A 15781-nucleotide genomic window follows, 5' to 3' on the forward strand; every position below is an offset into this window, starting at 1 on the left:
AGTTAGTCTAATAATGGTGGGAGGAGTAATACTATATATTGCTTCTCCTAATATTTTTGAAAGTGGTATGCATATGAAATTTTTACAGAAATTATATATTTTTACTATATGTATTATTGGTATACCTTTAGCTATTTATCATCTGTCCCCCCTTAATGTGACGATACAGGGATGGGTTCTTATATATATATTAACTGGCTCAATTTTACTACTGAATTTCTTTATTATATTTTTACCTCCTAAAGGTAATGCTCTGTCAATGGACAGTTCCATTTATCTCGCTTGTATTTTCCTTTTTGGTCTCGATATTACATTACTCGTACTTTTACTAAGTAGCCTTTTAGGTTTTTTTATTAGAAAAACTGCATGGTGGAAGCACCTTTTTAACTTTTCAATTTATACTATTATGATTGTTGGTTCTTATTATTCATATATACTGTTCAATGGCACTCAAGATGGAACAAATTTCACAAACCTATTGCCTTACTTTGTTGCACTTACAGTTTACTTCTCATTAAATGTCATCATGATTAGTGCATACTTTTTCATCCTTGAGCCAAAAGATGCAGTACAACTAATTAGGAATCTCTCTAAAAAAGGAATTATTAAAGAATCTATAGTCAGCTACGTGAGTACACTATTATTAGCTCTAGTTTTAACTATTCTATTAGAGGCAAACAGTTATTTTGGACTTTTTCTTTTCATTTCCCTAGTTGTATCACTATCCTTTGCCTTTACTAAATTCTTTACCCTTTATAAAGAAGTAGAAGAAAAAGCAAATAAAGACTTTTTAACTGACTTGTTTAACCATGGTTATTTTAAACTACAACTAGATGAACATATTAAACAAATGGAATCGTACGAAGCATTTTCTGTTGCAATTTTAGATATTGATGATTTCAAAAAATATAATGATTTGAATGGTCACTTGCAAGGTGATGAGTTATTAAAGTATTTTGGTTCTTATTTAAAAGAAAAAACGGAACCATTCGGATATTTACCGGCAAGGTATGGTGGAGAAGAATTTACCATTTTAATGCCTAAAACAGATAAGCGGGCAGCTTCGGCATTCTTAAATAAAATACGAAAAGAACTGAACGACACACATTTTAACGGTAGTGACGATCTCCCTCTTCAATGTTTATCTTTCTCAGCGGGAATCGCCCAATATGAAGAAGATACGTATAATTCAGCTGAACTATTAAATAAAGCAGATAAAGCAATGTATTATGCAAAAGCTCAAGGGAAAAACACTGTTCAAATATACGAAGAAAATTCTCATTTATATAACGAAGAGCATTTTCTACTTAAAGAAATAGATGCTCTCGAGCAACAACTTTCCATCTTTTTATCAAAAGATATGTACACATACCAACATAGTAAACGTGTCTTCACTTACGCAGTTGAAATGGCCAATCGCCTTCCATTAACGAGTGAAGAACGCCGCGAGCTCATACTTGGTGCTCTTATCCATGATATCGGGAAGCTAGAAATACCGCGTGACATTATTAATAAAAAAGGGAAACTTGATGCCCGTGAATGGGACTTAATGAAAAAGCACGTTACGTGGGGGAAAGAAATTATGGCCTCGACGAAAAAGTATGATGACCTCATTCCGCTAGTAGAGCTGCACCATGAACGGTTCGACGGAAAAGGATATCCTTACGGGCTAGCTGGTGAAAAAATCCCTAAACTAGCACGGATACTTTGTGTTATTGATTCTTTTGACGCAATGACAACGGAAAGACCGTATCAACGAACAAAAACATTCCAAGAAGGAATAGATGAGTTGAATCGTTGTGCTGGTGAACAATTTGATCCAGTCTTCGTAAAGCCATTTATTCGAATGATCCAAGAAAAATATCCTGAGAAGGTTAATAATAATTAAACAAGACAAGGCACTTTCTACGAACGAGAAAGTGCCTTGTTTCGATTATATAGTTTAGACAAACAATAATAAATGACAATGCCTATGAACGCTCCAGCACTATCAATAAGCACATCCCTAACCTCTCCACTTCTACCTGGTACGAAAAGTTGATGTACCTCGTCTGAAATTGCGTAAACGACTGATAGTAAAAGGGCAAAAGTCCCCCCCTTCATTCCAACAACTCCACTACGCCTAAAAGCATGTAACGAAAGAACACCTAAAATAAAATAAGTAAAAAAGTGAGCATTTTTACGGATAAACGTATGGAAAAATTCCTTATCAATACTAACAACAGGGACTACTGTTTCAATTGTTTCAATAATCGGCTCCACAATCCCTCCACTTAAACTGGAAGATTGTTCAGCAGGCTGAGCCGAGAAGGAGAAAATAAGTACCATCCATGCGACTACTAAGAGCCACGGTATAATTAAGCGTTGCATAAACTAAGCTCTCTTTCTATTTATCATTACCTATTATTATAGTAAAAAACAGGAAAATAGTCATTAACATTCGGTAGTCGTTGCCACGGTTAATTTAACGCGGTAAAATAAGTGTATGTTCATTAGACTTACGAAATAAAACCAAAGTGAGGCCGCAATATGACTGCTTTATTATTTATTTTAAAAGATATTATTCTACCGATTTTTATAATTATGGCGATTGGGTATATCCTACAAAAAAAGTTTAAGCTTGATTTGTCCACTCTAGCAAAACTGAATATTTATTTCGTTGTGCCAGCATTTATTTTTGTAAAACTATATGAATCCTCGTTTACGTTCCAGCTTTTTGTTAATGTGCTTTCATTTTTCATTTTACTTGTCGTTTTGCTGTATATCATTGCTTCTATCACTGCTAAAATAATGAAAATGGACAATAAGAAAAAAACAACTTTCGCTAACTCGACGATGTTTTTTAATTCAGGTAACTACGGAGTACCTGTAAATGATTTAGTTTTTAAAAGCGACCCGTATGCAATGTCCATCCAAGTAATTATGTTAACATTGCAAAATATATTTGTGTTTTCATATGGTATTTTTTCGTTAAAATCAGCAGATGTAGGAAAGCTGAAAGCAGCTCTTGGCTATTTTAAAATGCCTGTTCTTTATGCCATGTTGTCTGGCGTTCTATTAAACTATTGGAATGTACCGATACCGGACTTTATATGGGTACCTGCTCACTATATCGCGGACGCAATGGTCGCTTTAGCACTACTAACTTTAGGTGCTCAAGTCGCAAACTTAAAAAAAATTGCGATTTCTTCATTTGTGCTAGTTAGTGGTGGAATCCGTTTAATTATTGGGCCAACTCTTGCACTCGCTATTATCTATTTATTCAACGTTGACGGTATCACGGCTCAATCATTACTAATCGCAAGCTCTATGCCTACAGCTGTGAATAGCGCTGTCATAGCACAAGAATACAACAGTCATCCTGAATTAGCAGCGCAAACTGTACTATTTTCAACAATATGTAGCTCTCTTTCAGTAGCGTTCGTCATTTATTTAGGAAGTGTTTTATTTTAATATATTGGGAAGAAGTGATGATAATAATGATATCTTTTATTAACGAGGCCGCTACTAATAGAGGTTGGGAGATAGAAAAACTACTAACTACACACCCATACTTGACCAAGTATAGTAAAGGGGACATATTTTTTTATTCAGATGGAATTGTAAACATCCCAATTAATAGCCAAAGCGAGATTATTGCAAATAATAAAGTCATTACAACGACTATATTAGAAAATGAAAATATACCATGTATCCCAACTAAGGAAATTAATGTAGCTAACAAAGATTCTCTATATGAAGATTTTCAACATTTCTCATTTAACAACTCTAATACTGTAGTGATCAAGCCTATTAATGGACAGAAAAGTGAAGGGGTTTATTCCTTTAATAGGTTTGAAGAATTATTAAAAGAAATTAATAAACTACCTAAAGGTAGACCATATTGTATATCCACTTATTATCCTCATAAGTATGAAATACGGTTAATTTTGTTCAAAAAAGAGGTGCAATTCTATTATATGAAACCAAATAATGAACAAAATATATTACGCCCTTTGGTTACGAAGGAAATTTCAATAGAAAAAGACAAAATTGAACATTTAATGTGTATCTCTCGTAAAGCAGCTAGCGTTTTAGGTTATGATTATGTTTCTATCGATTTTCTAGTTGGCGAAGAAAACGAGAAAATAATTGAAGTTAATTTAAAGCCAAATTTGTATGCCTTTATAAGACAATTCCCTTCAAATCATAAGAAATGTGTAACTTTATATGAAAAAATATTTGATTATAAGGAAGCACTTTTATTAACAAAATAAAGACCTGCTTTCCTTTTTAAGGTAACAGGTCTTTTTTTAGATTAAACTCTTCGTTACTTTTAAATCTTGTATAAAGTTTTGCAGAACTTGTGAAACACCTTCTTGCCCCGCCGCTGCTAAGCCGTACACGAACGGTCGACCGAGACATACTGCATCGGCACCGAGAGTTAACGCTTTTACCGCGTCTGCACCGGATCGGATTCCGCTATCTAGTAATACCGGTATTTTATTTTGAATTTCTTCGACAATTGCGGGTAACGCCTCAATGGAAGAAATAGCTCCGTCTAATTGTCGACCACCGTGATTAGAGACAACAATGCCATCCACACCATAGTTAAGCGCCTGTTTCGCGTCTTCAGGATGTAGTATTCCTTTAATAATGATTGGCAATGATGTATATTCACGTATAAAGCGAATATCGTCCCAAGTTAATTTCGGTTCTAGCACAAGTTTAATCATTTCTTCCGCTGCTGCCGTACTGTCTTCCTGTGGCGAACGCTTTAAACGTTGTAGAAAAACAGGATCTGAAAAATAGTTACCTGCCCCTTTGCCAACTTTTAGTGGAGAATACCCATTAGTTAAGTCTTTTTCTCGCCATCCTAATAATGGAGTATCTACTGTCACAACAATTGCACTGTATCCTGCTTTTTCAGCGCGGTGAAGAAAGCTTGCTGTTATTTCCCAATCGCCACTCCAATACAATTGGAACCATTTTATCGTGTCTGGTAGCTCTGCCGCTATCTCTTCCAAAGAATATGTCGTGACCGTACTAGCAATGAATGGAACCTTTAGTGCGTTAGCTGCACGTGCTGTTGCGAGTTCCCCATCCCTATGTGCAATTCCTTGCATGCCAACTGGTGCTATCATAAACGGATACGGTAATGTTTCTCCTAAAATATTCGTTTTCAAACAAACGTTTGAAACATCTTTTAAATATCGTGGAATGAGCTTTATTTTTCGAAAGTCCTCTTCATTACTTCGCAGCGTTTCTTCTCTGCCTGCTCCAGATTGAATGTACGTAAAAGCATTATGATCGATATTTTCTTTTGCGAGTTTTTCCCATTCTTCAAATTGAACAACGCGACTTACATCTACTGTTTTTTCCAAAAGGACCATCTCCTAATCTTTCTTAAGCTTCGCGGCGACAATATTTCCAGCCGATTGAATAATGATAACGAGAATGATTAGAAGGAAGACGGTTACATACATAACGTCCAACTGGTAGCGTAAATGCCCGAAACGATAAGCTAGGTCTCCTAATCCCCCTGCTCCTACTAAACCAGCCATTGCCGTTGCACCAATTAAACCAATTGTTGCAATTGTTAAACCGAGGACAATGGAGGAACGCGCTTCACGAATCATCACATTCCAAATGATGTGGCGAGTTTTAATTCCCATCGCTTCGTACGCTTCGACTACTCCTTTATCCACTTCTAAAAGTGAATTTTCTATTAGTCTCGCGATGTACGGTGCTGTATAAACAACAAGCGGTACGATTACACCACGCACTCCCATCGAAGTACCCGCGATTAGTTTCGTAAAAGGTAAAATAAAGAAGAGTAATATAATGAAAGGAATAGAACGTGTAATATTAATACTAATATTTAAAAAACCGTACACATATTTATTTTCTAAGCTTTTACCTGGACGTGTAAGAACGAGGAATACACCTAGCGGAATACCAATTGCTGCTGAGATAGACAAAGAAATTCCCAGCATTTGAAACGTTTGAATAATCGCTTCCCAAATCGTATCTCCCCACTCATGAAGGAATTCGCTTACTGTTGACGTCATAGTTTACCTCTCCTTCCACTTGTACTCCTTCTTCCAATAAATAATCAATTGCCTTTTTCACTTCGGGCTCTTCACCATTTAAATGAACGAGTAAGCTACCAAACGGTTGCCCTTTTAAATGAGTGATATGACCAGATAAAATATTAGGGAACACTTCAAACTTTTTACTTACATACGCTAAAGCCGGTTCCTTTGACGTGTTTCCGATAAATTTTAAAGAAACAATTTTGCCTTGGTCTTTTAGAGAATCGATAATATCCTCTGATACATCGTGATTAAAGATTGAATTAACGAACTTTTTTGTTGTATAGTGTTGAGGCGCAGTGAACACATCGAGCGTCATACCTTGCTCCACAACTTCTCCATTTTCCATAACCGCAACTCGATCACATATTTTTTGAATAACATGCATTTCGTGCGTGATAAGGAGAATCGTTATTCCAAGTTCCTTATTAATTTTTAATAAGAGCTCTAAAATCGCTTCTGTCGTATCAGGGTCTAGCGCACTTGTTGCTTCGTCACTTAACAGAACAGAAGGCTCAAACGCTAAAGCTCTTGCAATCGCGACTCTTTGCTTTTGACCACCGGATAGCTGTGCTGGATAGGCGTCCTTCCTCTCCATAAGACCAACGATCGTTAAATATTTTTCAACTCGTTCTTTTATTTCATTTTTAGGTACACCTGTTAGTTTTAATGGAATTGCGATATTTTCATAAACTGTCGCCGTTTTTAATAAATTGAAACCTTGAAAAATCATTCCGATTTTTCTGCGTGCATCTAACAGTTGCTTCGCTGAGAGGCTCGTTAATTCCTCTCCATCCACTTTGACAGTTCCGCTTGTTGGCTCCTCTAGTAAGTTAACACAGCGGATTAGCGTACTTTTTCCTGCTCCACTATAGCCAATAACTCCAAAGATTTCCCCTTTTCGTACGTTTAACGATACGTTTTTCAACGCTTCGACTTTTCCCTTTTTCGATACAAATGTTTTCGTTATGTTGGATAGTTCTATCATAAATATCCTTCCTCCCTATTTATTATAGGAGAGAGCCGCATTTTTAGTTTGCGGCTCTGTTTCTATCTTGCGGTTTCCCGTTGTTATTTGCGGTAACTGCAGTTTTATTTGCTATAATCGTTTTTTATTTGCGGTACCTGAATTTTATTTGCGATAACAGCTGCTTTATTTGCGGTACCCATGTTTTATTTGCGATAACAGCTGCTTTATTTGCGGTAATCAAACCTTATTTGCGATAGCCCGTTGTTTATTTGCGATAACCGCTCATTATCTGCATAGGCACGCTCGCTCCTTACCAAGATGGAATAACAGATCCACTAAACGTTTCTTCGATGAATTGTTTTACTTCATCGGAGTGGTACGCTTTTAGTAATTTTTCTAAAACAGGATCTTCTTTATTTTCACCACGAACAACTAGTAAGTTTACCCACGGTGAGTCACTACCTTCGATAAAGATGGAATCTTCTGTTGGAACATATCCGTGTTCAATTGCAAAGTTCGTATTAATTGCAGCTCCAGCTAGTTCGTCTAATTGTCTAGGAAGTTGAGATGCTTCTAATTCGATAAATTCAAAGTTCTTCGGGTTATCAACGATATCTTTTACTGTCGCTTGGTCACCAACTCCATCTTTTAACGTAATAAGACCAGCAGATTGGAATAGGATTAATGCGCGACCTCCGTTAGTCGGGTCATTCGGTAAGCCTAATTTTGCTCCCTCTTCTAGTTCATCAACAGACGCAAATTTTTCAGAATAAATACCCATTGGGAACGTTAATGTTGGTGCAATGTCGACTAGATCATAATTTCTTTCCTTCACAACGTTATCTAAAAACGGTTTCGTTTGGAAACTATTCACATCTAGTTCACCTTCTGCTAGAGCAGTATTTGGCATTACATATTCCGTAAACACTTTAATGTCAATTTCTAATCCGTCTTTTGCAGCTACTTCTTTCACTTTTTCCATTACTTGCTCATGTGGTCCTGCTGTTACTCCAATAACTAATTTATCTTCACTTAGTGCCCCTCCAGTATCCTTTCCTCCACATGCTGCTAAAAATGCTACTAATAATAAACTTACAATGGACAATAATATCTTTTTCATGTTCTTCACCTCGTAATTTTTTTGTATGCTTGTAATTTTTCTATTGCGGATATAATGTCCGCTTTTTTATACGAATCTTTCATATAATGAATAGATTCAGAGGGTAATAATGTTTTTTCGGCTATTAAATCAAGCTCTTCACTATTTTGTAACGTTAGTCCTAACGATTCTAATGAGGCAGGTAAACCTAGCTTCTCATATAGAGGGAGGAGCAGTTCGATTTCATCCCACTCTTTCTCTAATGCGAGTTGAACTAAAACACCGTAAGCAACTTTTTCTCCGTGAAGGAGAGAATGGCATGCACGTATATGTGTTAGTGCGTTATGAACAGAGTGTGCTGCAGCAACTCGACCGTAATAATCACCGTAACCGCCAACCATTCCACCTAATAATATGTTCGCTTCCACTACAGCTAGTAAATCATCCGTCACTTTTTGAGCTTCTACTGCTTCAATAGCAGGTAAACTTTTTTCTAACAAAAGGTCTTTACATAGCCTTGCTGCCTGTAATGCTATTTGTACCGATACAGGAAGTGGATCTAAACTATGTATTAACGACTTGGCTTCGTACCATTTTGCGAGCGTATCTCCAATACCTGCTTTTAGAAATTGGACAGGAGCCTCGCTAATAATTCGCGGTTCTACTAAAACGTAAAAAGTACTCTTTGAATAATATTCAAACCTTATAAACGAGCCTTCATCGTCATAAAGTACACTTAACGGTGTCCACGCTGCACAAGTAGCCGCTAACGTCGGAATGAGTATCACATCTTTCTTAACACTATCACCGACAGTTTTCGTTAAATCTAAAACTTTTCCTCCCCCAAGCCCGATTATGGCATCATATTGCTCTCGTTCGATTATACGATGATACCGCTGAACTTCAGATGGCGAACATTCCCCGTTGTACGTTTCAAAAGATACAGAAACAGTCGAGAAATTCGGTAAATAGTTTGAAGCTGCCTCCAGTGATTTTTCACCAGTAATACACAATACTTTTTGATATCCTTCATTCTGTAAAATTACCTCTAAGTCATCTAACACTCCAACTCTACATTGATAATTGTTAGGAGCACCTCTTACAATCATTCGCTTCCCTCCTTTTCATAAAGACCAAATAAAAATCCCCTCTTGTCAGAACAAGAGAGGATAAGTGAATATAACAATTCTTCCTCTCTCATCTTCCAAAACATTTCTGTTTTGCAGGAATTAGCACCTTTTCTATAAAAGAAAGGTTGCCGGGCGTCATCGGGCCAGTCCCTCTGCCACTCTGGATAAGAGTTTTTTGAATAAAGTTTATTATGAAATTATTTATTAGTATATGATGTTACATTTCGCGTGTCAATAAGAAAACTTCACTAATATAAAAGATTAAAATTTTAACGCAATAGTGTAGCGCTTACATTGCTTTAACACCGCTAATATACGAAAAATAATAAAATTGTCGTAACAATCCCTACCCAAATACTAAGGAGGATACAATATCCCATAATGTGACGAATATGCAATCCCACTACACTTAAGATCGGTAATGCCCAAAACGGTTGAATAAGATTTGTCCAAGCATCTCCCCAACCTACAGCCATGGCAGTCACGGCTGGATCAACACCTAATTGCATCCCTGCCGGAACTTGTAATGGACCTTGGAGTACCCATTGTCCACCACCGGATGGAGCCAGTATATTTACTAAGCCGGCTGTCCAATAGGAGAAGACAGAAAATGTTTGTTCGTTCGCAATGGATGCCATGCCGTTAATAATGGACTCCGCAATTCCAGAACTACCTAATACGGCGATAATACCTGCATAGAACGGAAATTGTAAAATGATTGGTGAAATCGCACCAGCCGCTTCCTTAAACGCTTTTGCGTACTGACCAAGCGAGCGATGAAGAAATAACCCTAATGATAAGAAGATTAGATTAATAATATTTAAATCTAAATCACGCCCACCTACAAACTCTATAACAATATAAATAATGCCAATAGCCCCAATGATCATACCAAGAATAGGGGTATTTTCTAAACGTAAAGCTGGGCTTGAACTATTCGTTTCATTTTCAGGAGTACGAGCATTTTTAAGAATAGGAGGATTGTATGAAATAATATCTTTTTTCGGTGCCATCAGGACGATGAATAGTGGAACAGTAATAAGAAGAGTTAGTAGTATAATAAAAGTACCTGGATGAAAAATCGTTTGCGAAGTAGGTATTACTCCCATAACACCTTCTAGAAAATGGCCTTCCGTTGCAACCGTTAACCCAATAGAACTTGAAAATCCTGCCGTATACAGTACAGTCGGTGTATATGCTGATGCTACTAACAGCGGAAAATGTGCTTTTTTATTCCTCTTTCCAACTTCTCTTGCAATAATCGCACCTACTACGACCGCTAATCCCCAGTTAATATAATAGGCAGCCGATGCTACTAAAAATGTTAGCACATACGCTTGATTTGCCGTTTTCGCCTTTGATGCTAGCGCTGTAAGTAAACGCTGAATAACAGGAACGGATGCTAACGCCATACCAGTCATTAATAAGAGAACCATTTGCATCGTAAAGGCTAGGTACGCCCAAAATCCATTTCCAAAAGAAGTGAATAGCGTCTTCGGTTCCGTTGGATTCATGAAAAAACCGATAAGCAGAACGAAGAGCGTCATCAATACAGCAATGACAAACGCATCTGGTAAATAACGCTCCACAAACTTTGAAAACTTATTAGCTATTCTGTTTAACATGTGAACACCCCCATATTTATAGTTGTTTCTGTACATAAATATGGAGCTTACACATATTTTAGAACGAGCTAAAAAGCCTCCAATGAAAACGGAGACTTTTCAATAAATATTCCTTTATCCTTGCAGTGTTTTCTTCACCGGCTGTACTTTAAACCATTTTGAAATCGATAATGTGTATAAGGTTAATGCTGCCCATATACAAATAAACGAGAATAGATGGACTCCAGTAAATGGTTCGTTAAACAAGAAAACACCTAATATAAGCGTAATGGTCGGAGCAATATATTGTAAAAGACCGACTAGCGATAACGGAATTCGTTTTGCCCCGCTTGCAAATAGTAGAAGTGGTACAGCTGTAGCGATACCTGCTACAATTAATAGTATGGTAGTTCCACCACTCGTACCGAACGCATCGCCCCAAGGCATAAACACCAAGAAAAGTAGTGCGAACGGTGTGATAAGTAATGTTTCAATTGCTAGCCCTACTAACGCACCTAATTGAACCATTTTCTTCAACAATCCGTAAATACCGAAGCTGAATGCTAATAAAAGTGCTAACCATGGGAATTCACCGAAATTGAACGCTAAATTTAGTACCCCTACTGCAGCAATAATAAAAGAGATCGTTTGTAGTGTTGATAGTTTTTCTTTTAATACAATTATACCTAGTAAAATACTAACGAGCGGATTAATGTAATAACCAAGACTCGCCTGTACTAACTGTTCACTAGCAACAGCCCAAATATACAATCCCCAATTGATGCTAATAAAAACAGAGGCAAAGCTGATCGCTACTAGTCGTTTCCGATTCGTCAACAGTGCCTTTAATTCTTCCCAAAAGCTAGTAAGTTTCCCCACTAGTAAAAGAATAATAAACATAAATACGAGCGACCAGACAACTCGATGGGCTAGCACCTCAGCCGCTGGAATTTCATCTACTAACTTCCAATATAATGGAAGAAAACCCCATAATACATACGATAGGGCGGCAAACAACATTCCGATCCCTTGTTCTCTATTAGAATTTGTGTTCATAAGAACAACCTCTTTTTCATTCATATTTGCTTATAATAGTTTAGGAGCTTTGAAACAAAAAAGCAACAGATTTGTTTCGTGTCTCGAGATAAAAACGCTTACTATTTATAAATAATATTTTTCTTTTTTGTCATATAAATTAAGAAGGTAAAAAAGCTATTCTAATTTTCATTATTATATGTATATTTATTCGTTACATTTTTCATGTGTATTGTCAGGAGTCCTAACAAGCTTCTTTTTATACATATTTATAAATTTAGTAGATTTAAAGTTATCCTTCTTAAATTTACAGAAAAATGAAACGAAAAATCATTGAAACAATTCTGCTATTCTGCTAAACTATTTTAGAATTATTATATTATTTTAGACAAGGGGGATAATAAACATGAAAAGAATTGCACTTCTATTTGTAAGCGTTTTACTAATTGGTACTGTGCTAGCTGCATGTGGGGGAAATGATAGCGGCGGTAACGCTAGTGAAGATGGATTAGATACGAACATTGTAACGATTGCAACTGGTGGATCTTCAGGTCCATATCATATTATTGGTACTACTTTAGCGAATGAGTACACAAATACGTTTGATGTGAACTCAAAACCTCAATCAACTGGTGCTTCTGTTGAAAACATTAACTTAATTAAAGAAGGTAAAGTAGAAATGGCCTTCGTTATGAGTGACGTATTAACAGACGCAGTAAATGGAACAGGAAGCTTCTCTGAACCTGTAACAGAAGTAGCGCAAATGGCTAGACTGTATCCGAACTACGTTCAAATTATTACAACTGCTAACTCTGGAATTGAAACAGTTGAAGACTTAGTTGGTAAACGTGTTGCTGTTGGGGATCAAAACTCTGGTGTAGAAGTTAACGCTAGAAACTTACTTGCTGGACATGGCATTACATATGATGACATTACAGTAGATTACTTGGGATATGCAGAAGCGGCTGACGGATTAAAATCTGGTGCCATTGATGCAGCATTTTTAACAAGTGGTCTTCCAAATGCATCTGTTCTAGAACTTTCTAAAACACTTGATATTAAATTAGTTTCTGTAAAACCAGAAAACATTGAAAAAATTGCGCAAGACCAACCATATTTCGTATCATTAGAAATTCCAGCTGATACGTATGGTAACGCTGAACCTATTCCTACTGCTGCAATTATGAACGCGTTAGTAGTAAGTAGTGACTTAAGTGAAGACGATGTATATCAATTAACAAAGCTATTTTTCGAAAAGCTTGATGTACTAGGTAACTCTCACCAAGCTGCAACAGAGGTAACGTTAGAACTTGCTCAAGAAGGAACGGTTGCACCAGTGCATCCAGGAGCACAAAAATATTACGATGAGCAAAAATAAGTTTTTATATTTAGGGGGCACTTTCCTATTAGTGCTCCTTGTTTTCCTCTTTTATCGTGTTTCTATTATACAAGTTTCCTATAATAATAGTAGCTTTTATATAGAAGACGATATGTTCGAAATCGGGTGGATCCATTCCGTTGAAAAAGAACCGTGGTATGAAACATACGAAAATATTAATGACCAGCTATATTTAACCGTAACGAAATTTAAAACGTTCGGAGCTGGAACCCCCTCTGATGAAGAAGTTATTCCTTCCCAGGATGGATTTATTCATATGAAAGTGAACCGCCCAATGGATGCCGTCCATTTAGTTGTCTCGAAAAATGTTAAATCCACCCTTTATACTAATGATAAGATAATCCCTTTATATGAACTCGTTGATGATTATGAAACGATTACGATTGAAATAATAGATATACCGTTATGGCGGTTGCTGAGAGGTGCTTAACAATGACGGAAAAAGATACGAAAAACCATTTAGTAGAAGAAGAAATTTCCGAAGACAAAAAGCAACAAATATTAGAAAAATTCGATGCTGAATCAAAGGTCCGTAAGTTTGTTAATAAAAAAACGATCATCTTTGTTTCTATTCTTGCTATTTTGTACTCACTCTTTCATTTATATATTACATTTAATCCTATGCCAACGTTGCAGCAAAGAGCGATTCACGTTGCGGCAGGTATAGCTTTAATTTTTATTATTTATCCAACGACGAAAAAGCAAAACCGTAGTAAAGTAGCTTGGTATGATTGGATTTTATTCATAGCTGCACTAAGCTCTGCTGGATATTTAATTGTGGAATATAATGCTATAGTTACCGAACGAGGTGGCATTCCTAACAAACTTGATGTTGCTTTTGCAATTATGACAGTTGTACTAGTATTAGAAGCTGCTAGACGTGTAACAGGTATTATTCTACCAATTTTAGCATTAGTTTTCTTAGCATATCCATTCGTTAGTCATATGAGTTGGATACCTAGAAAAATGATGACTCGTCAATACGACTTAGGAGATATTTTCGGTCAGCTATATTTAAAAACGGAAGGATTGTTCTCGACAGCAATCGGTGCTTCTGTTAACTTCATTTTCTTATTTATTTTATTTGGAGCTTTTTTAGCGAAGTCAGGGATGGGGAAATTTTTCAACGATCTTGCCCTTGCCATTGCGGGACATAAACAAGGTGGACCTGCAAAAGTTGCCGTTATTTCTAGTGGATTTATGGGAAGTATTAACGGTGCCGCAGTTGCAAACGTAGTTGGTACAGGTGCGTTTACGATTCCACTAATGAAGCGTATCGGTTATTCAAAAAACTTCTCCGGTGCAGTAGAAGCTAGTGCCTCTGTTGGTGGACAAATATTACCACCAATAATGGGTGCGAGTGCGTTTGTTATGGCGGAAACGACTGGTGTTGCTTACGGAACAATTGCACTTGCAGCGTTAATCCCGGCCGTACTTTATTTCTTAGCGGTAATTATGCAAGTTCACTTCCGTGCTGGAAAAGAAAACTTACGAGGCATCCCAAAAGCGGATCTTCCTCGCGTAAAAGAAATTATGGCAGACCGAGGACATTTATTATTGCCTATTTTAGTCCTTGTTGTATTACTATATCAAAATATGCCAATCGGACATGCTGCATTTTGGACACTAGTATCTACTGTCGTTATTGCAAGCATTAGAAAGAGTACGAGAATGGGAGTAAAGGATATTATTGAAGCGTTAGATTCCGGGGCAAGACAGTCATTATCTGTTATGGTTGCCTGTGCGGTTGTAGGTATTATTATCGGAGTTGTAAGTTTAACTAGCTTCGGTAACGTAATGACATCGTCTATCGCATCATTAGGTGGGAATTCACTATTTTTAACACTATTCTTTACGATGATTGCTTCAATGATTTTAGGAATGGGTTTACCTTCTATCCCTGCTTATATCATTACTGCTACAATGGCAGCACCGGCGTTAGCAGAGTTCGGGATTCCGATTTTAATTGCACATATGTTTGTATTCTACTTCGGTATTTTTGCAAACATTACACCACCAGTTGCGCTAGCAGCATTTGCTGGTGCAGGTATTTCAGGTGGAGATCCGATGCGGACTGGATTCGCTGCCTTAAAGCTAGCAATCGCCGGATTTTTAATTCCATACCTATTCGTATACAACCCTGCATTGTTAATGATTGATACGACAGGTGTAGCAGTAAATGCAAGGGAATTCCCGATGGCACCTATATTAGATATCGTCTTAATTACGATTACGGCTATTATCGGTGTTATTGCATTAAGTGCTGCTGTAGAAAGATTTTTCATCACTAAGCTTAACGTAGTAATGAGCATTATTTTAGGTGCTGGTGCATTAATGTCGATTATTCCAGGAACATATTCAGATATGATTGGTATCGCCATTATCGCTATCATCTTCGCACTAAATTACATGCAAAACAAAAAAGAAAATACGAACAAGACGATAAGTGCTTAATAAAAAAGGTATCAGA

At 36.9% G+C, this 15781-nt stretch carries 14 protein-coding genes and 1 riboswitch; of the genes, 6 read left to right on the forward strand and 8 right to left on the reverse strand.

All coding sequences use genetic code 11. The features are described from left to right. Positions 1-73 precede the first annotated feature (73 nt). Positions 74-1888 carry a bifunctional diguanylate cyclase/phosphohydrolase gene (locus O1A01_RS22215; RefSeq protein WP_333482918.1) on the forward strand — a complete coding sequence of 605 codons (1815 nt, stop codon included), beginning with the start codon at positions 74-76 and terminating at the stop codon, positions 1886-1888. A gap of 17 nt (positions 1889-1905) precedes the next feature. Here the strand turns inward: O1A01_RS22215 and O1A01_RS22220 are convergent, their stop codons facing one another. Continuing rightward, positions 1906-2370, reverse strand: coding sequence for a VanZ family protein (locus O1A01_RS22220; RefSeq protein ID WP_270065024.1), 465 nt, complete (start codon positions 2368-2370; stop codon positions 1906-1908). A gap of 159 nt (positions 2371-2529) precedes the next feature. Between O1A01_RS22220 and O1A01_RS22225 the strand changes: the two genes are divergently transcribed. Then, positions 2530-3453, forward strand: a complete 924-nt coding sequence (locus O1A01_RS22225; protein ID WP_270065025.1) for an AEC family transporter — start codon at positions 2530-2532, stop codon at positions 3451-3453. 17 nt (positions 3454-3470) lie between these two features. Beyond that, positions 3471-4256, forward strand: coding sequence for an ATP-grasp domain-containing protein (locus tag O1A01_RS22230; RefSeq protein WP_270065026.1), 786 nt, complete (start codon positions 3471-3473; stop codon positions 4254-4256). Between the two features lie 36 nt (positions 4257-4292). On the opposite strand, the gene O1A01_RS22235 is transcribed toward O1A01_RS22230, so the two are convergent. From O1A01_RS22235 to rarD, 7 genes are all read right to left on the reverse strand, one after another. Then, a complete protein-coding gene (locus tag O1A01_RS22235; RefSeq protein WP_270065027.1) occupies positions 4293-5363 on the reverse strand; it encodes an alpha-hydroxy-acid oxidizing protein in 1071 nt (356 codons plus the stop codon). Positions 5364-5375: 12 nt separating this feature from the next. After that, the gene (locus O1A01_RS22240) at positions 5376-6050 is read right to left on the reverse strand and encodes a methionine ABC transporter permease (protein ID WP_066420878.1); all 675 of its coding nucleotides are present in this window, start codon (positions 6048-6050) and stop codon (positions 5376-5378) included. After that, positions 6019-7062 (reverse strand): methionine ABC transporter ATP-binding protein, encoded by a 1044-nt coding sequence (locus O1A01_RS22245; RefSeq protein ID WP_066420880.1) that lies wholly within the window; start codon positions 7060-7062, stop codon positions 6019-6021. Before O1A01_RS22245 ends, O1A01_RS22240 begins: the two co-directional genes overlap by 32 nt. Before the next feature lie 292 nt (positions 7063-7354). Continuing rightward, positions 7355-8164 (reverse strand): MetQ/NlpA family ABC transporter substrate-binding protein, encoded by an 810-nt coding sequence (locus O1A01_RS22250; RefSeq protein WP_174522394.1) that lies wholly within the window; start codon positions 8162-8164, stop codon positions 7355-7357. Between the two features lie 5 nt (positions 8165-8169). Then, the gene (locus O1A01_RS22255; protein WP_066420820.1) at positions 8170-9252 is read right to left on the reverse strand and encodes an iron-containing alcohol dehydrogenase family protein; all 1083 of its coding nucleotides are present in this window, start codon (positions 9250-9252) and stop codon (positions 8170-8172) included. Between the two features lie 85 nt (positions 9253-9337). After that, positions 9338-9444: riboswitch (SAM riboswitch) on the reverse strand. Between the two features lie 137 nt (positions 9445-9581). After that, positions 9582-10898, reverse strand: coding sequence for a short-chain fatty acid transporter (locus tag O1A01_RS22260; RefSeq protein WP_270065028.1), 1317 nt, complete (start codon positions 10896-10898; stop codon positions 9582-9584). A 114-nt stretch (positions 10899-11012) separates the two neighbouring features. Then, positions 11013-11933: an EamA family transporter RarD gene (gene rarD / locus O1A01_RS22265; RefSeq protein WP_270065029.1), complete on the reverse strand. Its 921-nt coding sequence runs from the start codon at positions 11931-11933 to the stop codon at positions 11013-11015. A gap of 385 nt (positions 11934-12318) precedes the next feature. On the opposite strand from rarD, the gene O1A01_RS22270 reads away from it, so the two are divergent. The 3 genes from O1A01_RS22270 to O1A01_RS22280 are packed head-to-tail and all read left to right on the forward strand — an operon-like array spanning position 12319 to position 15765. Beyond that, positions 12319-13290, forward strand: a complete 972-nt coding sequence (locus tag O1A01_RS22270; protein ID WP_066420816.1) for a TAXI family TRAP transporter solute-binding subunit — start codon at positions 12319-12321, stop codon at positions 13288-13290. Next, positions 13277-13741 carry a DUF1850 domain-containing protein gene (locus O1A01_RS22275; protein ID WP_094366201.1) on the forward strand — a complete coding sequence of 155 codons (465 nt, stop codon included), beginning with the start codon at positions 13277-13279 and terminating at the stop codon, positions 13739-13741. Before O1A01_RS22270 ends, O1A01_RS22275 begins: the two co-directional genes overlap by 14 nt. A gap of 2 nt (positions 13742-13743) precedes the next feature. Further along, entirely contained in the window at positions 13744-15765 is a 2022-nt protein-coding gene (locus O1A01_RS22280; RefSeq protein ID WP_066420815.1) for a TRAP transporter permease, read from the forward strand. The last annotated feature ends 16 nt before the right edge of the window (positions 15766-15781 follow it).

It is taken from the genome of Sutcliffiella sp. NC1 (assembly GCF_027594365.1).
Lineage (GTDB): Bacteria > Bacillota > Bacilli > Bacillales > Bacillaceae_I > Sutcliffiella > Sutcliffiella cohnii.

Excerpts from the sequence above, each read along its gene's own strand:
- O1A01_RS22215 (WP_333482918.1), top strand. The coding sequence starts at position 74 with ATGAAATTTTTACAGAAATTATATATTTTTACTATATGTATTATTGGT.
- O1A01_RS22220 (WP_270065024.1), bottom strand. The coding sequence starts at position 2,370 with ATGCAACGCTTAATTATACCGTGGCTCTTAGTAGTCGCATGGATGGTA.
- O1A01_RS22225 (WP_270065025.1), top strand. The coding sequence starts at position 2,530 with ATGACTGCTTTATTATTTATTTTAAAAGATATTATTCTACCGATTTTT.
- O1A01_RS22230 (WP_270065026.1), top strand. The coding sequence starts at position 3,471 with ATGATAATAATGATATCTTTTATTAACGAGGCCGCTACTAATAGAGGT.
- O1A01_RS22240 (WP_066420878.1), bottom strand. The coding sequence starts at position 6,050 with ATGACGTCAACAGTAAGCGAATTCCTTCATGAGTGGGGAGATACGATT.
- O1A01_RS22245 (WP_066420880.1), bottom strand. The coding sequence starts at position 7,062 with ATGATAGAACTATCCAACATAACGAAAACATTTGTATCGAAAAAGGGA.
- O1A01_RS22250 (WP_174522394.1), bottom strand. The coding sequence starts at position 8,164 with ATGAAAAAGATATTATTGTCCATTGTAAGTTTATTATTAGTAGCATTT.
- O1A01_RS22255 (WP_066420820.1), bottom strand. The coding sequence starts at position 9,252 with ATGATTGTAAGAGGTGCTCCTAACAATTATCAATGTAGAGTTGGAGTG.
- O1A01_RS22260 (WP_270065028.1), bottom strand. The coding sequence starts at position 10,898 with ATGTTAAACAGAATAGCTAATAAGTTTTCAAAGTTTGTGGAGCGTTAT.
- rarD (WP_270065029.1), bottom strand. The coding sequence starts at position 11,933 with ATGAACACAAATTCTAATAGAGAACAAGGGATCGGAATGTTGTTTGCC.
- O1A01_RS22270 (WP_066420816.1), top strand. The coding sequence starts at position 12,319 with ATGAAAAGAATTGCACTTCTATTTGTAAGCGTTTTACTAATTGGTACT.
- O1A01_RS22275 (WP_094366201.1), top strand. The coding sequence starts at position 13,277 with ATGAGCAAAAATAAGTTTTTATATTTAGGGGGCACTTTCCTATTAGTG.
- O1A01_RS22280 (WP_066420815.1), top strand. The coding sequence starts at position 13,744 with ATGACGGAAAAAGATACGAAAAACCATTTAGTAGAAGAAGAAATTTCC.